We start from the raw sequence: 22,512 nt of genomic DNA on the forward strand, positions 1-22,512 counted from the left end.
AGCGGGTTGCTGCGATCGCCTTGACGACGGGATCAGCGCGCCAGCACTTCGTTCAATACGGCCATTCGCACGAAAACGCCGTTGCCGACCTGTTCCAGGATGCGTGACTGGGCGCCATCGGCGACATCGGAGGCAATCTCGATCCCCCGATTGATCGGGCCGGGGTGCATGACCAGGCAACCGGGAGCGGCCCGCGCCAGGCGTCGGCGGTCCAGTCCGTAGTGGGCGAAATAGGCCGCCTCGTCGGGCAATTCCATGCTGGCCATGCGTTCCTTCTGCAGGCGCAGCATCAGGACCGCGTCAGCGCCTTCGATGGCTTCGTCGAAATCGGCAAAACGCGTGCAGTGAGGGGCTTCGCCGGAATCCGGCAGCAGTTCGGCCGGTCCGCACAGGCGGATTTCCTTCACGCCGAGCGCGGTCAGCGCGGCGATGTCCGAACGCGCCACCCGCGAATGCTTGATGTCGCCGCAGATGACGACACGCAGGTTTTCGAAGTCCGGTCGGTGCTGGCGGATGGTCAGCGCATCCAGCAGGCCCTGGGTGGGGTGCGCGCGATTGCCGTCGCCTGCATTGATCACCGAGACGCCGCTCATGGCGTGTCGCACGAGCTCGTCCGGCGTGCCGGACTGCTTGTGTCGCACGATGATGGCATCCAGGTGCATCGCCTCCAGCGTGTGCAGTGTGTCGAACAGCTCTTCGCCCTTGCTCGTCGATGACAGCGCGATGTCGAAATTGACCACGTCCGCGCCGAGTCGCCGCGCCGCCAGTTCGAACGACGTGCGGGTGCGCGTGGAGGGTTCGAAAAACAGGTTGAGGACCGTGCGGCCCGCCAGTACGTCGAGCTTGCGCGTGCCATGCGCGCACGCGTCGCGGAGCGCCTCGGCACGGTCAAGCAGGCGCTCGATCGTCTCGCGCGGAAGATTTTCCAGGGTGGTCAGGTGGCGCAGGCGAGGGCTCATGGCAGTCGGTCTGAAGAAGATGAGGGTTGAGGGTCGAGTGCCGGTTCGCTGACCGCTTCGGCGCCGCCCAGCCAGCGCTCGAGCACGATGGCAGCGGCCTCTGCGTCGATGTCGGCGGCATCGCGACGACGTTTCAGCCCCAGCGAACGCGCGGTGGCAAAGCGTTGCGCCGCCTCCTGGGAGCTGTGTCGCTCGTCGACCAGAACCACCGCCACCCCGTAGCGCTCGCGCAACTGCGCGGCAAAGCGGCGTGCGCGACGGCTGGCCGGTTGCTCGGCGCCATCAAGGGTCAGTGGAAGGCCGACCACCAGGGTATCGGGTTGCCATTCCCGGCGCAGCACATCAAGCCGGTTCCAATCCGGTGTGTCGTCATGCACGGCGAGGATGGTGAGCGCGCGGGCGCTGGCGGTGAATGTGCTGCCGATCGCCACCCCGGTGATCTTGCTGCCGACATCAAACCCGAACGCGCAACTCATGCGTGGCCTGCGTAGCCGGACAATTGGCGCGGATCAAAACCGACCAGCCCGGCTGCAGCGCTCCAGCGATCTTCCAGCGGGGTATCGAACACCACCCGATCGCTGGCTTCGGCGGTCAGCCATGCATTGGCCATCAGCTCCTGCTCCAGCTGGCCGGCGTCCCAGCCCGCATAGCCGAGCACCATGATGGCCTGGCGCGGGCCTTCACCGGCAGCCATTGCCACCAGGATGTCGCGCGAGGTGGTGACCGACCATTGGTTGTTGACCCGGTAGCTGGCATCCCATGGCCCGGGTTCGCGATGCAGGACGAACCCGCGCTCCTGCTGGACCGGGCCGCCAATCAGCACCGGTGCATCAGCCAGTTCGCTGTCGGTGCATTCCAGCTTCATCTGCCCCAGAACCTCGCCGAAGCTGTAGTCGGACAGCTGGTTCACCAGCAGACCGACCGCGCCACCCTCATCGTGCTGGCACAGCAGGGCAACGCCGCGCGAAAACGGAGGATCGGCCAGGTTCGGCATGGCGATCAGGAAGTGCCCGGTGAGTGTGGATGGCTGCACGGCGGTCATGGGCGCATTGTAAGCGCAGTGCGCGCGCTTCGGTTGGGCGCCGATGTTCCGCGTCAGCGGGTTTGCAGGATGTTGTTCGGCTGGAATCGCCAGGTACGGGTGATGTTGAGCTCATCGATGTGCTCCGAGCTCTTTGGCGCCGGCGGGAACGGCGCGGCCAGGCGAACGATGCGTTCGGCCGCAAGATCCAGCACTTTGTGGCCGGAGCTCTGGATCACATCGATGTTCTTGATGCTGCCATCCAGGTTGAGCACCACGGTCAGCAGCACGTCACCGTGCAGGCCTTGGCGACGGGCATCTTCCGGATAATTGAGGTTGCCGACCCGCTCCACGCGATCGGACCAGCCGCGCATGTACGCCGCGTATGCGTATTCGCGGGTGCTTGCGGTGAGATATTTCACCTTGGGCCGCTTGGCGTAATCCACTTTTTTCTTGCGCAGTTCGGCGGCCAGCTGCGCGATGGCCTGCCGGCGCTTGAGCTCTTCCGCGGTCGGAGTGGGCTGTTGCGGGTCGACCTGGTTCCGGGCGGTGTCGCTGGTCACCTCGAAATCACTGACGCTGCTGGTGGTGACCATGCGGGTGGGCGTGGCTTCGCGCGGGGCAGGGGTGGTGGAATCAACCGGCTGCGCTGCAATGCCCGGGTCCGGCTTCGGGATGGCGCCGGAAAAAAGTTCCGACGGGCGCGCGGCACGGTCGCTCTGGCCGCCGCCGGTGTTGTTGGCCTGGGCCAGGAAGTCCGCCTTGTCCGGCGCCTGGCGGTTGGCCACGTTGACCAGAGTCACGTCCAGCGTGGGCAGGCTGGGCAAAGGCTTCACGAAGTGGAACGTGATGCCCAGCAACAGCACGCCATGCAGCAGCAGCGAGAACAGGAAAGTCGCGCCGATCGGATCGGGCGACGGGTTGACGGTTGCAGTGTGGCTCACGCGGCGCGGTTTCCGATGACGTGCTGCTCGATGACGTCGAACAGCTGGCCGGCAATGTTAAGCCCGAACTGGGCATCGAGTTCACGGACGCAGGTCGGGGATGTGACGTTGATCTCGGTCAGGTAGTCGCCGATCACGTCCAGACCGACGAAAAGGAGGCCGCGGCGACGCAGTTCGGGCGCGACCTGTTCGACGATCCAGCGATCGCGATCGGACAGCGGAACACCCTCGCCGCGACCGCCGGCGGCGAGGTTTCCACGAAACTCGTTGCCCTGCGGAATGCGTGCCAGCGCGTACGGAACCGCTTCACCGTCGATCACCAGGATGCGTTTGTCGCCCGCCGTGATTTCCGGAATGTATTTCTGCGCGATGGCGAACTGACGGCCGCCGCCGTGGGCGTCACCGCCAAGCAGGGTTTCCAGCATCGAGTTCAGGTTGCTGTCGCCGGCACGCGCACGGAAGATGCCGCGTCCACCCATGCCGTCCAGCGGCTTGAGCACCACCTCGCCATGTTCGGCGGTAAATCGGCGAAGTTCGGCGGCGTCGCGGGCGACCAGAGTCGGGGCAATGCATGACTCGAATTGCAGCGCGAACAGCTTTTCGTTGCAGTCGCGCAACGAGCGCGGGTCGTTGATCACCGCCACGCCACCTTGCTGGGCAACCTCCAGCACCATGGTGTCGTAGATGAACTGCGCATCGACCGGCGGATCCTTGCGCATGAGCATCACGTCGAGCTCGCGCAGATCGCGCCAATGGGCTTCGCCCAGCGTGTACCAATGCCGCGGATCGTCACTGACCTCAAGCGAGCCACTGCGCCCCCAGGGCGCCCCATCACGCAGGGCCAGGTCGCCGTGTTCGAGGTAGTGCAGCGAATGGCCGCGGCGCTGCGCTTCCAGCAGCATCGCGAAGCTGGTGTCCTTGGCCACCTTGATCGCGGCAATGGGGTCCATCAGTACGCCGACCGAGAGGGTCATCGTGATTCTCCGGGAGTGGTTGGCCTCAAGCGTGAGGTCATCAGGCCGCTATACTAAGATGGAAGACTGCACCGGCGGTCGGGGATTTTCGACGCAGCGTCAAGGCTGTCGCCATGGGCCAGATGGTGCCACTATGGGTCACCTTGTGCGGTCGTCAGGCAGCAGGGGTGAGAATTGCTTGACAGTCTCGGCGGGCAGGCGGTAAACAGCAAAGCCATCGGATTCGCCGTTCCCATGCGGTTGCCGGTAGCTCGATCAAGAAAAATCTTTGCATGCGCACCATCCGGCATGGCTGTTGCATGTCGTGGTGCCTATCCTGAGCTCGGGGCGGGCCGCAGGGGGAGTGAGTGAATTTGAACATGAGTGCTAACGATTTGGCTGGTCTCAAGGTCATGGTGATTGATGACTCGAAGACTATCCGCCGTACAGCGGAAACCCTCCTGAAGAAAGAGGGGTGCGACGTATTGACTGCCGTCGACGGATTCGAGGCCCTGGCCAAGATCTCCGACCAGAAGCCCGCCATCATCTTCGTGGATATCATGATGCCGCGGCTGGATGGTTATCAGACCTGCGCACTGATCAAGAACAATCCCCAGTTCCGTGCCACGCCGGTGATCATGCTGTCCTCCAAGGACGGTCTGTTCGACAAGGCGCGCGGCCGCATCGTGGGTGCCGAACAGTATCTGACCAAGCCGTTCACGCGGGACGAACTGCTGGGTGCCATCCATCGCCATGTCAGTTCGGTAGCGAACCACTGACTGCAGATTCTGAGGGGGACCTGTGGCCAATATTCTCATCATCGACGACTCGCCGACCGACATTCGCGTGTTCACCACCCTGCTTGAGCGGGCAGGGCATCAAATGACTGCCGTGAGCACGGCTGAAGAAGGCATCGAGCGCGTCCGCAGCGATATGCCCGACCTCGTCATCATGGATGTCATCATGCCCGGCATGAATGGTTTCCAGGCGACGCGTACGCTCACTCGCGACCCGAGGACCCAGAGCGTCCCCATCGTGATGATCACCACCAAGTCGATGGAGACCGACCGTGTCTGGGGTCTTCGCCAGGGCGCGCGTGCCTTCATCACCAAACCGGTGAACGAAAAAGAGTTGCTGGCCTGCATCAACGATCTGTTGCCGAGCGAGAAATGAACCAGTCCGTCAACCGCACCCCGTTCGAGATACTTGCCCAGTACGAGCGCCTGTCGCTCGCTCACGCGTCGGATACGCAGGAAAAGTTCGAGGCGCCAGGGTTGTGGCGCGGGATTGGCTTCCGGGTCGGTTCGCGCCTGCTTGTCAGCGGCATCGACGAGATCAACGAATTGCTCGCCGTGCCGGTGCTGACACCCGTGCCGGGAACGCAATCGTGGCTGCTTGGCGTCGCCAATGTCCGCGGCAACCTGGTACCGGTGATCGACTTCGGTCGATTCCTTTTTGGCGAGCGGACGCAGCACACCGATCGCACGCGCTTGCTGGTGGTTCGACAGGGTGGCGGCAACGTGGCCTTGCTGGTGGACGAAGTGTTCGGTCAGCGCACCGTGGATGAAGAGCAGCGGCGAGAGGCGGGGCGCGAAGATGATCCGCGCCTGACGCGTTTCGTCGACAGCCGGGTGGGCGACCAGCAAATGGCCATTTTCAGCATGAACCGGCTTGTGCGTGCGCCGGATTTCCGCCAGGCCGCCGCCTGACCGGGCAACGGCGGAAGCGGCATGGGGGCGGTGCCTGCACGGGCCGGAAACTTGGGACAACATTCCCTGGCCGGTATCCGCTGTGCGGGGCCGGCAACGTAATCAGTTAGACGGATGAGGTGAACATGAGCACTACAGGGGGCGTCAGCAGGGAACGCGGGTATACCGCACTCATTGTCCTGCTGCTGATTGCGATCGGCTTCGCGGCACTCGACTTCTTCCTGCTCAACCAGAAGAACGGTGAGGATCGCCAGGCCATTGCCTTGACCACGCAGATCCAGGTGCTGTCGCAGCAGACGGCCAAGTTCGCGCTGGAATCCGCAGACGGCAACACCGACTCCTTCAAGGAGCTCGAGTCCACCCGCAATGCGATCGATTCGGCGGTGCAACGGCTGAACAAGGGCGACCCCGCCAGCGGTATGCAGCCGTACGCGGACAACAAGGTCACGCCGGCCGGTCGCGCGGTGAGCGAGCTGGACGCGTCCTGGCGGCAACTGGATGCCGACATCGGCAAGATCCTGTCCAACAAGGCCGTGGTGCTCGACTCCGGGCAACGCGCCACCACGCTTTCGCAGCAGATGCCCTTGCTCAACTCGAGCATGGAGCAGGTGGTCAACATCCTGCAGCAGCGCAACGGCAGCTCGGAGCAGATGCTGGGCACCTCTCGCCAGATGCTTTCCGCTGACCGAATCATCCGTCGAGTGCAGGAAGTTCTGCAGGGTGGCGACACCGCGCAGTCGGCGGCTGACGGCCTGTACCGCGACGCGCAGCTGTACGGCAACGTGCTCAAGGGCCTGATCGAAGGCAGCCCGGACAGCGGCGTGAAGCCGATCAACGACGCCAACGCGCGCAAGATCCTCACCGACATGGATGCGAGCTGGGGACAGTTGGCTGACCCGGTGTCCAAGCTGGTCGCCGCGGCGGGCAACATCGCCGACGTGAAGCGCGCCGGCAACCAGGCCTCGCTGGATTCGCAGACTGTGCTGCTGCGCGCGAACGACCTGTCCGAGCAAATCGGCAAGTTGCCGTTGCGTCGCCTGTTCCCGAATGTCTGGTGGGGCCTGCTCGGTGCGATCGCCGCCGTGGCTTTCGCTCTGTTGCTCGTCATCACCCTGGTGCGCGACCAGCGCCGCCGGTTCGCCCAGAGTACCGAGCTGAACCAGCGTAACCAGGAGGCGATCATGCGTCTGCTGGACGAGATGGGCTCGCTGGCAGAAGGCGACCTGACGGTGAAGACCACGGTGTCCGAAGACATCACCGGCGCGATCGCCGACTCCGTGAACTACGCCATCGACGAGCTGCGTTCACTGGTAACCACCATCAACGAAACGTCCGAGCAGGTCTCCTCGTCCGCCCAGGAAACCCAGACGACCGCGCGTCATCTGGCCAACGCGGCAGAGCAACAGGCGCAGCAGATCAGCTCGGCCACCTCGGCCATCAACCAGATCGTGACCTCGATGGACACGGTGTCCAGGGATTCCGCCGAATCGGCCGACGTGGCCGAGCGCTCGGTGAAGATCGCCTCGCACGGTGCCGAAGTGGTGCGCGAGACGATTTCGGGCATGGACTCGATCCGCGACCAGATCCAGGAAACGTCCAAGCGAATCAAGCGCCTGGGCGAATCCTCGCAAGAGATCGGCTCAATCGTGGAACTGATCAACGACATCGCCGAGCAGACCAACATTCTGGCGCTGAACGCAGCGATCCAGGCGGCCTCGGCCGGTGAGGCCGGTCGCGGTTTCGCGGTGGTGGCGGACGAAGTGCAGCGACTGGCCGAGCGTTCGACCAGCGCAACCAAGCGAATCGAGACACTGGTGCAGACGATTCAGTCCGATACCAACGAAGCCGTGAACTCGATGGAGCAGACCACCGCCGAGGTGGTCGCCGGTGCACGCCTGGCTGAGGATGCCGGCAGCGCACTGGGCGACATCGAGCGCGTTTCGCACGATTTGTCCGCACTGATTCAGAACATCTCGACTGCGGCACGTGAACAGTCCGCAGCAGCAACCGATGTCTCTGTGTCGATGAACGCGATTCAGGAAATTACTTCGCAGACCTCGCAAGGTGCCAGCCAGACAGCCGACTCGATCGGTACGCTGGCGCAGTTGGCGAGCGATCTGCGACGCTCGGTGGCGCATTTCAAGCTGCCGGGTTGACGGCGGCCGTGCCGATTTTCGGCGTGATTGAGAAAAGCACAAGACAGGGGGCAATCCCGATGGTTGCAGGACGCTGGCGTTGTGCAACCGTTGAGAGAGGCGCATGAGACTTCAAGACCACATCGATTTCACGACGCTGCAATGGGTCAAGCCGGAGCTCGACGATACCTTGTCGATCGCCCGCGAGGCGCTGGAGTCTTACGTCGACAATCCAGGCAAGCGCGATTACATGCGCACCTGCGCGGATCATTTGCATCAGGTGCAAGGCACCTTGCAGATGGTCGAGTTGTATGGCGCGGCCATGGTAAGTGCGGAGATGGAAGCCCTCGCCGTCGCCTTGCTCGAAAGTCACGTCGCCCAGCGTGAAGAAGCCTATGCCGCGCTGATGCGTGGCTTGATGCAGTTGCCCGACTACCTGGAACGGCTCTCCAGCGGTCACCGCGATGTACCCGTGGTGCTGTTGCCGCTGCTCAATGACCTGCGGGCCAGTCGGGGTGAGGAAGCGCTGACCGAATCGGCGATGTTCCGCCCCAATCTGGATGCCTTCCTGCCCGAACAGGCGCCGGCGGCGATGAGCGAGGCCTATGCCGAGGCGCATCGCGCCGAGCTGGCTGATCTGCGCCTGCGCTTCCAGCAACAACTGCTTGGCTGGTTCCGTGGGCAAAACGCGGCAGCGCAACTGGTCAACATGCGCAAGACGCTGCTGGCCATCGCGGCACGCTGCTATCACGTGCATGGCCGCCGCCTGTGGTGGATCACCGCTGGCGTGCTGGAGGGCCTGGAACAGGGGGCATTGAAGGCCCATGCGGGTGAAGTGCGTCAGCTGATCGGCAAGGTCGATCGCAACATCCGCCTGTTGATTGAACAAGGCGAACAAAGCCTGCGCGGTGGCGAGGCGGATGAAGTCGCCTGCCGGCTGCTCTACATCGTGGCCCAGGCCAAGCAGCGCAGCCCGCACATGGATCTGCTGCGCAGTACCTATGGCCTTGATGCGCTGCTGCCGGATGCGGGTGAGCTGGAACACGCGCGCGGCTCCATGGCCGGTCACAACCGGGCCTTGCTTGACTCGGTTTCCCGCGCGCTCAAGGACGATTTGTTGCGCGTGAAGGAAGCGCTCGATCTGTTCCTGCGTCAGCAGAATGCCGACCCGGCCCAGCTGGCCGCTCAGGGTGAAGTGCTTGAGCGTGTCGGCGACACGTTGGGCATGCTGGCGCTGGCGGTTCCGCGCCGCGTGGTCAGCGAGCAGCGCCGCGTGCTCGACGAGATCGCGAATCGCCTGCGTGCTGCCGATGAGGAAACCCTGCTCGACGTCGCCGGTGCGTTGCTCTACGTCGAGGCATCGCTGGATGACCACATCGAAAGCCTGGGCTCCGAAGGCGAGCCGGGTTCCGGCGACGGAATGCAGTCACTGCCGCGCAGCGAAGCGCTCGGCGTTGTCACCACCCTGATGCAGGAAGCGATCGCCAACACCGGCCGGGTCAAGGACGCCATCGTCGCGTTCGTCGAATCCGGCTGGGAACACGATCGGCTTGCCGGTTCGCCGGAACAGATGAACGAAGTGGCGGGCGCCATGCGCATGCTTTCTTCACCACGCCCGGCCGAACTCGCCCAGGGCGTCGGTCGCTTCATCGATTACGAATTGTTGCAGGATCGGGGCGTGCCCAGCGGCACGCAGATGGATCATCTCGCCGACGCACTGGCTGCATTGGAGTATTACCTCGAGGCAGCGCGCGAACATCGCGGTGGCCTTGAACACATACTCGACGTGGCCGAGCACAGCCTTGGCCTGCTGGGTTACTGGCCGGTGCCCGCAGCGCGCGACGCGGTTGCCTCCGTGCCTGCCGCCGAGCTCGTCGCGCCGGTCGCGATGCCACTGGGCGAAGCTCATCCGGAGCTTTCCGAGTCGGTCAGCCTGCTGCCAGGCGAAGACGTGAGCGGCCTGTTCCTTGGCGAAAGTGGCGCGTCCGCCGAACCGGTACACGACCTGGACGGATTGCGGTTGGCCCAGACCGAGGCCACCGCCTCGTCGATGCTCCAGAGCGGCGACGCGGACGATCAGGAAGGCGACTGGATCGAAGTCGAGGAAGAGGTGGTCGAGCAGGTTCCGGTGCGCGACGTACTGGCCGAGAACACCCAATTCAACATCCATGCCGAAGGCATTGATGACGACATTCGCGAGATCTTCCTGGAGGAAATGCAGGAAGAGATCGACAATCTGCGCTCTGCCGAGAAGGACTGGCTTGCCGATCCGGCGCAGACATCCTCGTTGGTCAGCATCCGCCGTTCGTTCCATACCCTGAAGGGCTCCGGACGACTGGTCGGTGCCGGCGTACTGGGCGAGTTCGCCTGGAAAGTCGAGGACATGCTCAATCGCGTGCTCGACGGCAGCATCCAGCCTGATGCCAATGTTCAGGCGCTGGTGCGGCACACCATCGAGGCGCTGCCCCAGCTGCTCGATGCGCTCAAGGGCGAAGGTCAGCCGAGTGCGCCCCTCAGCGCGATCATGCGTACCGCGGAACAACTGGCTGCGGGCAAGTCGGCGCGCCTGGAAGACAGTGCGCCGATGGGTACCGAAACGGTGCGTCGCACCGTGCGTCGACGTGTCCCCCGCACCGAGGTTTCCGCCGATTCGGTGCCGGCTGCCGCACTGGCAGGGCTCGTGCCGGACGCTTCCGCTGACGAAGCCTTTGCGTCGGATCACGCTATCGCCATGCCGGTGATGCCGCCGGTGGACCCGGTACTGCTGGAAATCCTGCGCAGCGAAGTGGCTCAGTATCTTCAGACGATTCGTGGTGCGATCCAGCGCTGCGATGGCGAGTTGCCCGTGGGCGAAGAGCTGCTTCGCGCGGCGCACACGCTGCACGGCGCGATCGCCATGGTCGACATTCCGTTGCTGACACAGCTGCTGTCGCCGCTGGAAGGGCTGTGCAAGCGCCTGCGAGCCGCGAACCTCCCGCTCCCGCGCGAAGGCGTCCGGTTGCTGGGCCAGGCGATGGACGTGGTCGACCACGTGATGGCGCAGTTCGACGCTGTCGAGCCGCAGTTGCCAAATGCGGACACGCTGACCGCACAGCTCAGCGACATGCGCGATGCATACCCCGAGTCGCGCAAGCCACACGTCATGTTCGAACCGCATCTCGACGATGCCGACATGCCGGAAGCCTTTGTCCGGAATGACCATGCGGCGACCGATGAGAGCCTCATGTCGGCGTCGATCGAGGCCGGGATGGCCGAGGCAGCTGCCTCACAGGTGTCGGCTTCGCTCAGCGAAGCGCCCGATGGCACACAGGAGGCTCATCCGGACGACATGCATCACGCCGAAGCCACTGCCCAGTTCGCCGCGGCGCTCGACGCATTCGCTCCTGATCAAGCTGCTGCCGAACGCGTCGCGGAAGAACAGGCGGCAGCCGAGAAACTGGCCGCCGAGCAGGCTGCGGCGGACCAGGCTGCGGTCGAGAAATTGGCAGCCGAACAGGCCGCCGCGGAGCATGCTGCTGCCGAGAAGCTGGCCGCCGAGCAGGCTGCGGCGGACCAGGCTGCGGTCGAGAAATTGGCAGCCGAACAGGCCGCCGCGGAGCAGGCTGCTGCCGAGAAGCAGGCCGCCGAGCAGGCTGCCGCGGAGCAGGCGGCGGCCGAGAAGCTGGTCGCCGAGCAGGCAGCGGCGGAGCACGCTGCGGCCGAGAAATTGGCAGTCGAGCAGGCCGCTGCGGAGCACGCTGCGGCCGAGAAGCTGGCCGCCGAGCAGGCAGCGGCGGAACACGCTGCGGCCGAGAAGCTGGCCGCCGAGCAAGCTGCCGCGGAACACGCTGCGGCTGAGAAGCTGGCCGCCGAGCAGGCTGCCGTGGAACAGGCTGCGGCCGAAAAGCTGGCCGCCGAACAGGCCGCCGCGGAACAAGCTCCGACCGCCGAGCCGGTGGCGAGTACGAGCTCGGCCCCGCCGCTGGAGTCCGGCTACGCGCTGGCGGGTTCCGGTCATATCGATGCCGACCTGCTCGAGGTCTTCATCGACGAGGCGCGCGAAATCCTGGATCACTCCGATGGTGTACTGGCCCAGTGGCATGAGGATCCGGCGCAGTTGTCCCATGTGGCAGAACTTCAACGTGATCTGCATACGCTCAAGGGTGGCGCGCGCATTGCCGGTTTGCTGGGCGTGGGCGATCTGAGCCATGCGATCGAAACGCTGCTTGAAAAGCCGATCCGCGACACCGCCAAGGCCGGGGCGCTGATCTCTGCACTGGAGGCCGGTTTCGATCAGCTGCACGCGATGGTGCAGCAGGTTTCGCAGGGTCAGCAGTCCGATTATCCACAGGACATGATCAACCACCTGTTGGGGCTGGCCGGCGAGACCACATTCGCCGACGAAGCCTCGCTGACGGCTGCGGTGATGCCCAGTCCGGTGGTCACGAAGGTGGTCGCGCACCCGGTGGAACATGCGGATCTGCCCGAACTGTTGCCCGAGGCGGAGGAGGAAGTCCGGTCCTCGCAGGAACAGATCCGCGTTCGCGCCGACCTGCTCGACAGCCTGGTCAACCACGCCGGCGAAGTGGCGATCTACCGCTCGCGACTGGAGCAGCAGGTTGCCGGTTATCGCTTCAACCTGGTCGAGCTGGAACAGACCGTGGCGCGTCTGCGCAGTCAGCTGCGCATGCTGGAAATCGAAACGGAAGCCCAAATCATTGCGCGCTTCCAGCGCGAGCATCGCGAAGCCGGCCTGACCGTCTTCGATCCGCTCGAGCTCGATCGTTACTCGCAGTTGCAGCAGTACTCCCGAGCGCTGGCCGAGTCGGTGTCCGACCTGGTGTCCATCCAGACCATGCTGGATGAACTTACCCGTCAGGCCGAGACGCTGCTGATCCAGCAATCGCGGGTCAGTACCGAGTTGCAGGACGGCTTGCTGCGCACGCGCATGCTGCCGTTCGACACGATGGTGCCAAACCTGCGTCGTACGTTGCGCCAGGCTGCCCAGGAAGAGCACAAGCAGGCCCAGCTCTATGTGGACGGTGCCCACGGCGAAATGGACCGCAATCTGCTCGATCGCATCAAGGCGCCGTTCGAGCACATGCTGCGCAACGCGATCGCGCACGGCATCGAAAGCCCGGCCGAGCGTCGCAAGGCCGGCAAGCCGGTCGAGGGTTCGGTGCATATCACGGTGGCCCGCGAAGCCACCGAGGTCGTCGTCCGGGTCAGCGACGACGGCCGCGGCCTCAATCGCGAAGCGATCCGCAAACGCGGTATCGAACGCGGCCTGCTGCGTGCTGAAACGCGTCCGACTGACAACCAGCTGCTGTCGATGATCACCCAGCCTGGCTTCTCCACAGCCAGCAAGGTGACCCAGCTGGCCGGACGCGGCGTCGGCATGGACGTGGTGGCCAACGAGATCAAGCAGCTGGGCGGCTCGCTGTCGATCGAATCGGAAGAGGGCCAAGGCACCACCTTCATCCTGCGCCTGCCGTTCACCCTGGCGGTGACACAGGCCATTCTGGTTCGTATCGGCGAGGCGACGTTCGCCATCCCGATGACCTCCGTGCAGGGCGTGGCTCGGGTCAATCCGGAAGAGTTGACCGCCTTGATGGCCCAGGACGAACCGTCGTTCCAGTACGGCAACGAGGCGTTCGGCATTCACGACCTGGCCGAGTTGCTCGGTCTGCCACCGGGTCTCCCGGCCGAGGACGAACAGCAGCCGTTGCTGCTTACCCGCGCCGGCGACCTGCGTGCGGCGATCCGCATCGACGCAGTGCTGGGTTCGCGCGAGATCGTCGTCAAGTCGGTGGGTCCGCAGATCAGCTCGGTGCCCGGCCTGCTCGGTGCAACGATCATGGGTGATGGCTCGGTGCTGATCATTCTCGATCTGGCCCCGCTGGTGCGTCACGGCATGATCCGTCGCGACCAGCGACTGTCCGAAGGCCTCAGTGCGGTGCAGGCACCGGTGATCGAGGAGATTCAGGTACGTCCGCTGGTGATGGTGGTCGATGATTCCATCACCATGCGCAAGGTCACCGGCCGCGTGCTGGAACGCCACGAGTACGAGGTGAGCACGGCAAAGGATGGTGTCGACGCGCTGGAGAAGCTGCACGAGCGCGTGCCGGACCTGATGCTGCTGGATATAGAGATGCCGCGCATGGACGGCTACGAGCTGGCCACGCACATGAAGGCCGACCCGCGGCTGCGCGACGTGCCGATCATCATGATCACCTCGCGCAGTGGCGACAAACATCGCCAGCGTGCGTTCGACATCGGCGTCGACCGCTACCTCGGCAAGCCGTATCAGGAAGCCGAACTGCTGGTGCAGATCGGTGAGGTACTGGAGCAGCGGGCAACGGAGTCGGTTCATGACTGAAATGGCGCCAGCGGTTGCCCTGCTGTTTGACGACACCGATCTGGTTGGCCAGCTCCGCGAGGCGCTGCAGGAACGAGGCGCACGCATCGTGCACGAAGGCGGCGTGTCCAGCCTGAGTCGCGAATTGCTGCAGCAGGTCGGTGCCGACGTGTTGGTGATCAATCTGGATGACGGCGCGGATGATGCGCTGGATCATCTGTACGAGGTGATCGACGACGAGCGCCCCCGCGTGGTCTTCAATGACGCGCAGGCAAGTCGCACCCTGGCAGGGTGGGATCGTGCCCGGTGGGCGCGCCATCTCGCGGTGAAGGTGCTGGCGGCTGGCGACATCGACCCGCCACGACCGGATGGTTCACGCCTGGTTGATACACCGAGCGCCGCGCCCGCCGTCGAAACATCGGTGGCCTTGGCGGTGGCACAGCCCTCGGAATCGGCGCAGGGCAGTGCAGCCGGTGCGACCTTGAGCGAGACACCTGGCGAAGCGGCGATCGTCGAAACCATGCCAGTGGCGGAGCCTGAAGTGGCAGCCGCGGCGGATGAGGACTTTCTGTCTCTCGACGACGATGCGGTCGGTCAGGACGAAAGCGCCACGACGGCCGATTCCGAGAATCTGGCGGCAGAACTCGAAGCTTTGCTCGCCTCTGGTGAGCTGCCGGACGAAGACGACATTGCGGAAGGTTCCGGCCTCCGTTTCTCCGGAGATGTCGAACCACCGCCATTGCATGACGGCGACTTTGGCGCGGATACGGCGGTGGCCACCTCGCATGCGGTCGCGATGGACCCGTCCGGTCCTGACGTTGCGGCGCTGCTTTCGTCCAGCACGACTCCACCGGCATTCCAGATCGATCACCTCGAGTTGTCCGCGCTGGAAGATGCCGACGTCGCCGCCGAGCCTGCTTCTGTGCCGCATCCGGAATCCGCCGCCAGCACACCTGCGATAAGCGCCCCGGACGCGTGGGCGCTGGTGGAGGATCATGTCGAGTCGACGCCACCGTCCGGCGCGAGCCTCGATCCCGGCATGTTCGGTATCGAAAAAATGAGTGCCGCCGACTTTCTCGCTCCGGACGCCGACATCGCCATTGCAGACGTCGAGCCGACAATGAGTCTGGAATTGGTCTCCATGGAGGAGGCGGTGGCACCGCAACCTTATGAGCGCTCGCCCGACCACGAGATGGTGCTGGACGAACTCGGCAGTGCCCTGAGTCGGGTGGTCGCCCTGGGCGCCGCCATTGATGGCGTTGACGCCGTTTGCGAATTCTTGCGTGCGTTGCCCTCGACCACGGGATTGACCTTCCTGCTTACCCAGCACATGGGTGATCAATCCGATGTGGTGCTGGCAGACAAGTTCGCATTACACAGCCAGCTGCCGGTGCGCCTGGCTGAGCAAGGCGCCCGTGCGGGCAAGGGTGAAGTGTTGCTGGTGCCGATGGGACAACAGGTGCGCTTGCGTCGTGACGGCAGCATCGAGTTGCAGTCGAGCGGCAATGACTCCGTTGAGGGGCCATCGATCGACGCCAGCCTGACCATGGCTGCCGGCGTGTTCGGCCGGGATGCGCTGGCGATCGTATTTGCGGGACGCGGCAACGACGCGGTGGCCGGAGCTCAGGCGATCCACGATCGCGGCGGTCAGGTATGGGTAGAGTCGTCGTCCGGTGATCATTTTGCTGACATGGTCAGCGGAATCTTTGCCGAACGACTGGTCAGTTTTTCCGGCACGCCGAATGAATTGGCGGCGCGCCTGATCGAGGTGTTTCCATGAGTGATCCGCTGCCGCGTGAAATTCGCTGCGTCCTGGTGCCGGTGGGCAATCAGCGTTTGCTGTTGCCCAATGCGAATATCGCCGAAGTCATCACCCAGAGCCCGCCGGAGCCGCTGGCTGGTGCGCCCGCCTGGTTGCTTGGGCGGATCCAGTGGCGTGGCTGGCGCGTTCCGCTGGTGTCGTTCACGGAGCTGGCAGGCACCGAGGCCGGTGACGCTGGCCTGAGCGTTCGCGTGGCGGTACTCAAGGCGCTCGGCGGCAATCCCAAGTTGCCGTTCATCGCGATCCTGACCCAGGGCTTTCCGCGCCTGACGACGTTGAACGCCGAGCTGATCATTCCCACTCACGACGGCAAGGAGCTGCCCCCAGGCGTACGCGCCCATGTGCTGGTGCGCGATGACGTGGCGATGATCCCGGACATGGAGTGGCTGGAGGCCACCCTGCTCGATCTGTATGACGACACAGGTTTGACGGAACCCACCGAAGCGGCGATTTCCGACGAGACGATGGACACGAACGACTGACAGCTTCCGGGCGGCGATGAATCAACCGTCGCCGTGCAAGGCTTGCAGTGCGGCCATTGCGGCGAGTCCCGCCGTTTCGGTGCGCAGGATCCGTGGCCCCAGTCGCAACCCTTCGAAGCCGGCCTGAGAAAGCGCGCCAATGTCGCGTTCACCCAGGCCACCTTCCGGGCCGACAACCAGCAGACCCCCGGCGGCGCCGAACTGCAACTCGCGCGTGTAACGGCTGGCTTGCGGCAACAAGGCAAGGCGCAGCGCGCCATCGTCGACAAGTTCTGCTAGCCAGGCCCCCAGCGATTGGGCCGGGCTGATCAGCGGCAGCCTCGCCCGCCCGCATTGCTCGCAAGCACTGGCGGCCACCGCGCGCCAGTGCGCCAGGCGCTTCTCGGCCCGAACCGGGTCCAGTTTCACTTCGGAGCGCTCGGTCAGCAGCGGGACGATGCGAACAACGCCCAGTTCCGTCGCCTTCTGCACGATCAGATCCATCTTTTCACCGCGTGCCACGCCCTGCGCGAGGGTCAGCGGAAGTGGTGATTCGTTCTGCACGGCAAGCTTCGCCTCCACCCTCACCCTGAGCTCGCGTTTGCCCATCGCCACGATGACCGTGGCGTAGTCGTGCCCGTCGCCGTTGAACACGGTGAGCGGATCGCCGGATTGCATCCGCAGTACACGCCCCACATGCTCGGCGGCCTGGGCCGGCAGCTCGATTTCCTGCGAAATGTCGAGGGGCTGGTCGACATGGATACGGATCGTGCGCATGGGATGAGACTTGTGAAGAGCGGTCGGCCAGCATAACGCGAGGCATGGCACGCCAGCAGCAAGCTGGCGATCAGTCGCTGACAGCGCGCTCGATCCCGGCCATGGCAGTGTCCACCAGCAGGTCGATTTCGCTCTCGGTGACCACGTAGGGCGGCATGAAATAGATCACATTGCCGAGCGGGCGCAGCAGCACGCCGTGCTGCAAGCCGTGCAGATAGACACGCAGCCCTCGACGGTCCTGCGCCGGGAACGGCGTTCGACTGGCCTTGTCGGCCACCAGCTCGATCGCCGCGATCATGCCGGTCTGGCGGATGTCGGCCACGTGCGGGTGATCGCGCAACGCTTCCAGCCGGTTCCCGAGGTGGGCGGCAAGCTGGCGATTGCGTTCGAGCACCGGCTCATCGCGGAAGATGGCCAGCGTCTCCAGCGCAACCCGGCACGCCAGCGGGTTGCCCGTGTAACTGTGTGAATGGAGGAATGCCTTGCCGGCGTTGTATTCGGCATAGAACGCCTGATAGACCGTTTCGCTGGTCAGTACCGCGGACAGTGGCAGGAATCCGGCGGTCAGTCCCTTGGACAGGCACATGAAGTCCGGCGATATCCCGGCCTGTTCACACGCGAACAGCGTGCCGGTACGGCCGAAGCCGACGGCGATTTCGTCGGCAATGAAATGCACGGAGAATTCATCGCACAGTGCGCGCAGCCCGGTCAGATAGCTGGCGTGATACATGCGCATGCCGCCGGCGCATTGCACCAATGGTTCGACGATCACCGCACAGGTTTCGTGGGCATGCCGCTCAAGCAGCGCGCGTAGCGCATGCAGCGCACGCCGGGCGGCCTGCTCGGGCGATTCGCCGGGCTCGCCTTCGTAGGCGTCCGGAGATGGCGCCAGGAACGGGGTAAGCAGCAGCGGCGCATAGGTCTTGCGATACAGCGCCACGTCGCTGACCGACAAGGCGCCCAGGGTCTCGCCGTGATAGCTGCCAGTGAGTGCGATGAAGCGCGTCTTCTCGCCATGGCCGCGATTGAGCCAGTAGTGAAAGCTCATCTTCAACGCCACTTCGATCGCCGACGAACCGTTGTCTGCGTAGAACACCCGGTCGAGCCCGGGCGGGGTGATCGCCACCAGCTGCTCGGCCAGCGCGATCGCCGGCTCGTGCGTGAAGCCGGCGAAGATCACGTGTTCCAGTGTGCGTGCCTGGTCGGCAAGCGCTTCGGCGATGCGCGGATTCGCATGGCCGAACAGATTGGTCCACCAGGAACTGATGCCGTCGAGATAGCGCCGGCCCTCGGCATCGATCAGCCAGGCTCCTTCGCCGCGCACGATCGGGAGCATCGGGACGCCGCCATTGCCGGCCGGGTCGTGATCGTGCATCTGGGTGCATGGGTGCCATACATGGCGCAGGTCGCGCGCTGCGAGCACGCTGTTGCCGTTTGCGGGATTGTTCATCCGGCTATGATCGGTGCAGCGGGGCGGACGCTCAAGTCCGCTGCCATTCATTTCTGGAATAGCCGTTTGAAGTTCTTGCGAAAGGTCCTGGTTGTTTTCGTCCTGTTGCTGATGCTGGCTGCAGCGTTGCTGTGGTTCCTGCCGGCGCGTTGGGCACTGCCCTGGATCGAGCCCCGGCTGCATGGCATCCAGCTGCAGCAGGTCAGCGGCAGCGTGTGGAACGGGCGGGCCAATGCGGTGGTGACCGCTGATGCGCAAACGCTTGGTCGGTTGCAGTGGCAATTGTCGCGTCGGGCCTTGCTGGGCCATCCGCGCCTGCAGCTGAATCTGGACGGACCGCAACTGATGTTCTCCTCCGAACTGGAACGCTTGCCGGACGATCAGACGGCGCTGCGCGAGACCAGCGTTCGGCTGGACGCGACGGCGTTCGGTCACCGAATGTCGACGCCTTGGGGGCAGCCGCGTGGCCAGTGGCAAGTGTCGATCCCGCATGCCATGTTGCGCGCCGGGTGGCCGATGGACATGGAGGCGAGTGCGACATGGCGTGACGCGGTCATGCGCACCGCCGGTGGCGACGTGGCGCTGGGTGAACTGAAGTCAACGGTGCAGGCGAGCGGTGGAGTCGTCCGCGCGCAGTTGCATGATGCCGGCCGTGGGCCATTGCAGCTCGCCGGCGATCTGCAATTCAGCCCGCTTGGCTGGCGACTGGACGCCACCTTGCGCGCCCGCCAGCCGGACCCTGCCCTGCAGCACTGGCTGGCCAAACTCGGTACGCCGGCTTCCGATGGAAGCGTGCATATCCAACGCCACGGTGGCCTGGCTGGCAGCACGCCGGCGCTGCCCACTCATTGAAGGAACCGAGACGAATGACCCCCGAGATCGCCACCACCGCCCTGACTGCCGCCCGCGAAGCCGCTGCGGCAGCAGCCGAGGTGATCCGTCATTACTGGCGTCGTGGGGTGGAGGTGGAGCTGAAGCCCGACGCCACCCCGGTCACCGTGGCCGACCGCGAAGCCGAGCAGGCCATCCGGCGGATCCTGCAGGCGGCGCTGCCGCAGGCGTCGATCTATGGTGAAGAGTTTGGCCTGGAGGGCGAACGCGGTGGCCTGCTGTGGCTGGTCGATCCACTGGATGGCACCAAGAGCTTCGTGCGCCGCACGCCGTTCTTCTCCACCCAGATCGCCTTGATGGACGGTGACGCCCTGGTGCTTGGCGTGTCCAGCGCGCCGATCTACGGGGAAACCATGTGGGCCAGCGCTGGCCAGGGGGCCTGGCTTGATGGCGAGCGCGTGCGCGTGGCCGGCACCGATGGCATCGGCGAGGCGTCGATCTCCACCGGCAACATCAAGACGCTCACCGGCGACTCGCGCTGGGATGCGCTGGGTGCGCTGATCCGGGAAAGCAACCGGATCCGCGGTTACGGTGATTTCTGCCACTACCACCTGCTGGCGCGCGGCAGCCTGGATCTGGTGATCGAGTCGGACGTGAACATTCTCGACATCGCCGCGCTGGCGGTGATCGTGCGCGAAGCCGGCGGCGTATTCACCGATCTGGATGGCGGGGAGCTGACGCTGGATACGCGCAGCGTGCTGGCCGGCACGCCGTCGATCCATGCACAGGCCCTGCAGCGCCTGCGGCGTTGATCGCTGCGAGCTAGAATGATCGGATGCAAAAGCTACCGATCATCCACGCGACCCGCGACGTCACCGACAGCCACTTCCTGCACGTGGAGCAACTCGACCTGGAGTTCTCCAACGGCGTGCGGCGCACCTACGAGCGACTGAAGGGCAGCGGGCTGGGCGCGGTAATCATCGTGCCGATGCTGGACGACGACACGGTGCTGCTGGTGCGCGAATACGGCGGCGGCGTCGGGCGCTACGAGCTGGGACTGCCGAAGGGCCGTCTTGATCAGGACGAAACGGCCGAACAGGGGGCCGAGCGCGAGCTGAAGGAGGAGATCGGCTACGGCGCGCACAAATTGAAGATCCTGCACAACCTGTCGCTGTCACCGTCGTACATGACGCACATGGCGCACGTGGTGCTGGCACAGGATCTGTATCCCGAGAAGCTGGTGGGCGACGAGCCGGAAGAGCTCGAAGTGGTGCCGTGGAAAATGTCCGAGCTGCATACCCTGCTGGGGCGTGATGACGTGACCGAAGGGCGTTCGATCGCCGCCCTGTTCATGGCACGCGAATATCTCGCCGGGCGTTTTCAGCGGACATGAGCATGCCACCGGAACTGGCGCGCCGGATCGGTGCGATTGCGCGCGACGCCGGAGCGGCGATTCTCGACGTCTACCACAGCAATTTCGCGGTGCAGACGAAGGATGACGCCTCGCCGCTGACCGCCGCCGACCTCGCCGCGCAGCAAGTCATCATGGCCGGCCTGACCATGCTCGGGGAACAGTTGCCGGTGCTGTCGGAAGAGGCAAAGGCGCGACCATGGTCCGAGCGCCAGCACTGGATGCGTTACTGGCTGGTCGATCCGCTCGACGGCACCCGCGAGTTCGTCAAACGCAATGGCGAGTTCACCGTCAACATCGCGCTGATCGATGATCGTCGCAGCGTGCTGGGCGTGGTGCTGGCGCCGGTGACCGGCGAGCTGTACGTGGCCGCACGGGGACAGGGTGCCTGGCTGCAGACGCAGGCTGAAGGCCAGTGGCGGCGTATCCACGCGCGACCGCTGGGCCAACCAGCGACGGTGGCCGGCAGCCGCTCGCATGGCGGTGCTCAGGGCGACGCCTTGCAGCAACTGCTCGGCAACGACTATCAGATGATTCCGCTGGGTTCGTCGCTGAAGTTCTGCCTGATTGCGCGCGGGGATGCGGACGTCTATCTGCGCCTCGGCCTGACCAGCGAGTGGGACACCGCCGCCGCGCAATGCGTGCTGGACGAAGCCGGCGGCGCGGTACTCGACCTGGCCGGTCAGCCGTTTCGCTACAACCGCGGCGAGTCATTGCTCAATCCGGAGTTCATCGCGGTGGGTGATCGCACGGTGGACTGGGCCGCACGGTTGCGGGAGATGCACGCGTGATTTCGTTGGACGTTCCGTGTGGCATGACTACTCATTCCTGCCTTCTTTCCTGCAGGGAGAAGTTCTTCCGGCAGTCTCGGGTTTGGTCGCGGCATGAGTGAATCGAGCCGCCACACATTGGACGACTTGCTGGCGATCACGGCGCGCCTGCGCGACCCGGAGACGGGTTGCCCGTGGGACGTGAAGCAGGATTTCGCCTCGATTGCCGCCTACACGATCGAGGAGGCCTACGAGGTCGCCGATGCGATCGATCGGCAGGACTGGACCGACTTGTGCGACGAACTGGGCGACCTGCTGCTGCAGGTGGTCTTCCACGCGCAGATGGCGGCCGAGCAGGGATTGTTTGAATTCGCTGATGTCGCGCATGCGATCAGCGAGAAGATGTTGCGTCGTCATCCGCATGTGTTCGGCGACACGCGTTACGCCGATCTGGCCGAACAGATGCAGGCATGGGAGCAGATCAAGGCCGCCGAGCGGGCGGAGAAGGGCGGCGCGGCCGATGACAGTGCGCTGGCCGGCATCTCGAGCGGGCTGCCGGAATGGAAGCGCGCGCACAAACTGCAGCAGCGCGCCGCCGCCACCGGTTTCGAGTGGCCCGGTCCCGCTCCCGTGCTGGAAAAGCTGGTCGAGGAAGTGGAGGAGGTGCGCGTGGAGTTTGCCAACGGCTCCGATCCCGCACGTTTGCAGGATGAAATCGGTGACGTGCTGTTCGTGATGGTGAACCTGGCACGCCATGCCGGCGTGGATTTCTCTGAAGCCCTGCGTCATGCCAACGCGAAGTTCGAACGCCGCTTTCGGCAGATGGAACAGCTGGCGGCGGCCGATGGCAACGCTTTCGCCGACTGCACGCTGGCGCAGCAGGAGCTGCTCTGGCAGCGCGCCAAGCAGGCCGAACCCGGGAACTGAAGCGG

Annotated in this window: 19 protein-coding genes; 12 read left to right on the top strand and 7 right to left on the bottom strand. The window is 64.8% G+C overall.

The window, feature by feature from the left end; genetic code table 11:
* Positions 1–32: 32 nt before the first annotated feature.
* Genes ACVWWQ_RS08735 through gshB form a run of 5 tightly spaced genes read right to left on the bottom strand, consistent with a single transcriptional unit; the run spans position 33 to position 3,898 of the window.
* The gene (locus ACVWWQ_RS08735) at positions 33–959 is read right to left on the bottom strand and encodes an aspartate carbamoyltransferase catalytic subunit (RefSeq protein ID WP_099652580.1); all 927 of its coding nucleotides are present in this window, start codon (positions 957–959) and stop codon (positions 33–35) included.
* Positions 956–1,435 (bottom strand): Holliday junction resolvase RuvX, encoded by a 480-nt coding sequence (gene ruvX, locus ACVWWQ_RS08740; protein WP_133948046.1) that lies wholly within the window; start codon positions 1,433–1,435, stop codon positions 956–958. The genes ACVWWQ_RS08735 and ruvX overlap by 4 nt, the downstream gene beginning before the upstream one ends.
* Complete coding sequence (locus tag ACVWWQ_RS08745) at positions 1,432–2,001, bottom strand: YqgE/AlgH family protein (RefSeq protein ID WP_133948044.1); 570 nt, start codon at positions 1,999–2,001, stop codon at positions 1,432–1,434. The genes ruvX and ACVWWQ_RS08745 overlap by 4 nt, the downstream gene beginning before the upstream one ends.
* 53 nt (positions 2,002–2,054) lie before the next feature.
* Positions 2,055–2,924, bottom strand: a complete 870-nt coding sequence (locus tag ACVWWQ_RS08750; protein WP_133948042.1) for an energy transducer TonB — start codon at positions 2,922–2,924, stop codon at positions 2,055–2,057.
* On the bottom strand, positions 2,921–3,898 hold the full coding sequence (gene gshB / locus ACVWWQ_RS08755; protein WP_133948040.1) for a glutathione synthase: 978 nt from the start codon (positions 3,896–3,898) through the stop codon (positions 2,921–2,923). The genes ACVWWQ_RS08750 and gshB overlap by 4 nt, the downstream gene beginning before the upstream one ends.
* Before the next feature lie 359 nt (positions 3,899–4,257).
* Between gshB and pilG the strand changes: the two genes are divergently transcribed.
* The 7 genes from pilG to ACVWWQ_RS08790 all read left to right on the top strand — a co-directional run bounded on the left by pilG (position 4,258) and on the right by ACVWWQ_RS08790 (position 16,362).
* On the top strand, positions 4,258–4,656 hold the full coding sequence (pilG, locus tag ACVWWQ_RS08760; RefSeq protein WP_099652575.1) for a twitching motility response regulator PilG: 399 nt from the start codon (positions 4,258–4,260) through the stop codon (positions 4,654–4,656).
* A gap of 22 nt (positions 4,657–4,678) precedes the next feature.
* On the top strand, positions 4,679–5,050 hold the full coding sequence (locus ACVWWQ_RS08765) for a response regulator (protein ID WP_099652574.1): 372 nt from the start codon (positions 4,679–4,681) through the stop codon (positions 5,048–5,050).
* Positions 5,047–5,586: a chemotaxis protein CheW gene (locus ACVWWQ_RS08770; RefSeq protein WP_099652573.1), complete on the top strand. Its 540-nt coding sequence runs from the start codon at positions 5,047–5,049 to the stop codon at positions 5,584–5,586. Before ACVWWQ_RS08765 ends, ACVWWQ_RS08770 begins: the two co-directional genes overlap by 4 nt.
* Positions 5,587–5,711: 125 nt before the next feature.
* Complete coding sequence (locus ACVWWQ_RS08775) at positions 5,712–7,742, top strand: methyl-accepting chemotaxis protein (RefSeq protein ID WP_099652572.1); 2,031 nt, start codon at positions 5,712–5,714, stop codon at positions 7,740–7,742.
* 103 nt (positions 7,743–7,845) lie between these two features.
* Positions 7,846–14,079 carry an Hpt domain-containing protein gene (locus ACVWWQ_RS08780; RefSeq protein ID WP_133948038.1) on the top strand — a complete coding sequence of 2,078 codons (6,234 nt, stop codon included), beginning with the start codon at positions 7,846–7,848 and terminating at the stop codon, positions 14,077–14,079.
* A complete protein-coding gene (locus ACVWWQ_RS08785) occupies positions 14,072–15,838 on the top strand; it encodes a chemotaxis protein CheB (RefSeq protein ID WP_133948036.1) in 1,767 nt (588 codons plus the stop codon). The genes ACVWWQ_RS08780 and ACVWWQ_RS08785 overlap by 8 nt, the downstream gene beginning before the upstream one ends.
* On the top strand, positions 15,835–16,362 hold the full coding sequence (locus ACVWWQ_RS08790) for a chemotaxis protein CheW (RefSeq protein ID WP_133948034.1): 528 nt from the start codon (positions 15,835–15,837) through the stop codon (positions 16,360–16,362). Before ACVWWQ_RS08785 ends, ACVWWQ_RS08790 begins: the two co-directional genes overlap by 4 nt.
* 21 nt (positions 16,363–16,383) lie before the next feature.
* Here the strand turns inward: ACVWWQ_RS08790 and ACVWWQ_RS08795 are convergent, their stop codons facing one another.
* Together ACVWWQ_RS08795 and ACVWWQ_RS08800 are read right to left on the bottom strand one after the other, a co-directional pair.
* Positions 16,384–17,118 (bottom strand): 16S rRNA (uracil(1498)-N(3))-methyltransferase, encoded by a 735-nt coding sequence (locus ACVWWQ_RS08795; protein ID WP_133948032.1) that lies wholly within the window; start codon positions 17,116–17,118, stop codon positions 16,384–16,386.
* Between the two features lie 70 nt (positions 17,119–17,188).
* Positions 17,189–18,568 carry an adenosylmethionine--8-amino-7-oxononanoate transaminase gene (locus ACVWWQ_RS08800; RefSeq protein WP_133948030.1) on the bottom strand — a complete coding sequence of 460 codons (1,380 nt, stop codon included), beginning with the start codon at positions 18,566–18,568 and terminating at the stop codon, positions 17,189–17,191.
* A 66-nt stretch (positions 18,569–18,634) separates the two neighbouring features.
* Between ACVWWQ_RS08800 and ACVWWQ_RS08805 the strand changes: the two genes are divergently transcribed.
* The 5 genes from ACVWWQ_RS08805 (at position 18,635) to mazG (ending at position 22,507) form a co-directional block, all read left to right on the top strand.
* The gene (locus ACVWWQ_RS08805) at positions 18,635–19,420 is read left to right on the top strand and encodes a type II secretion system protein N (protein WP_133948028.1); all 786 of its coding nucleotides are present in this window, start codon (positions 18,635–18,637) and stop codon (positions 19,418–19,420) included.
* A 14-nt stretch (positions 19,421–19,434) separates the two neighbouring features.
* Entirely contained in the window at positions 19,435–20,211 is a 777-nt protein-coding gene (locus tag ACVWWQ_RS08810) for an inositol monophosphatase family protein (protein WP_133948026.1), read from the top strand.
* A gap of 23 nt (positions 20,212–20,234) precedes the next feature.
* Positions 20,235–20,792 carry an ADP compounds hydrolase NudE gene (gene nudE / locus ACVWWQ_RS08815; RefSeq protein WP_099652565.1) on the top strand — a complete coding sequence of 186 codons (558 nt, stop codon included), beginning with the start codon at positions 20,235–20,237 and terminating at the stop codon, positions 20,790–20,792.
* Positions 20,789–21,601 (top strand): 3'(2'),5'-bisphosphate nucleotidase CysQ, encoded by an 813-nt coding sequence (gene cysQ / locus ACVWWQ_RS08820; RefSeq protein ID WP_133948024.1) that lies wholly within the window; start codon positions 20,789–20,791, stop codon positions 21,599–21,601. The genes nudE and cysQ overlap by 4 nt, the downstream gene beginning before the upstream one ends.
* A gap of 93 nt (positions 21,602–21,694) precedes the next feature.
* Positions 21,695–22,507, top strand: a complete 813-nt coding sequence (gene mazG / locus ACVWWQ_RS08825) for a nucleoside triphosphate pyrophosphohydrolase (protein ID WP_133948022.1) — start codon at positions 21,695–21,697, stop codon at positions 22,505–22,507.
* Positions 22,508–22,512: the final 5 nt, after the last annotated feature.

Source organism: Rhodanobacter sp. TND4EL1, from assembly GCF_054061035.1.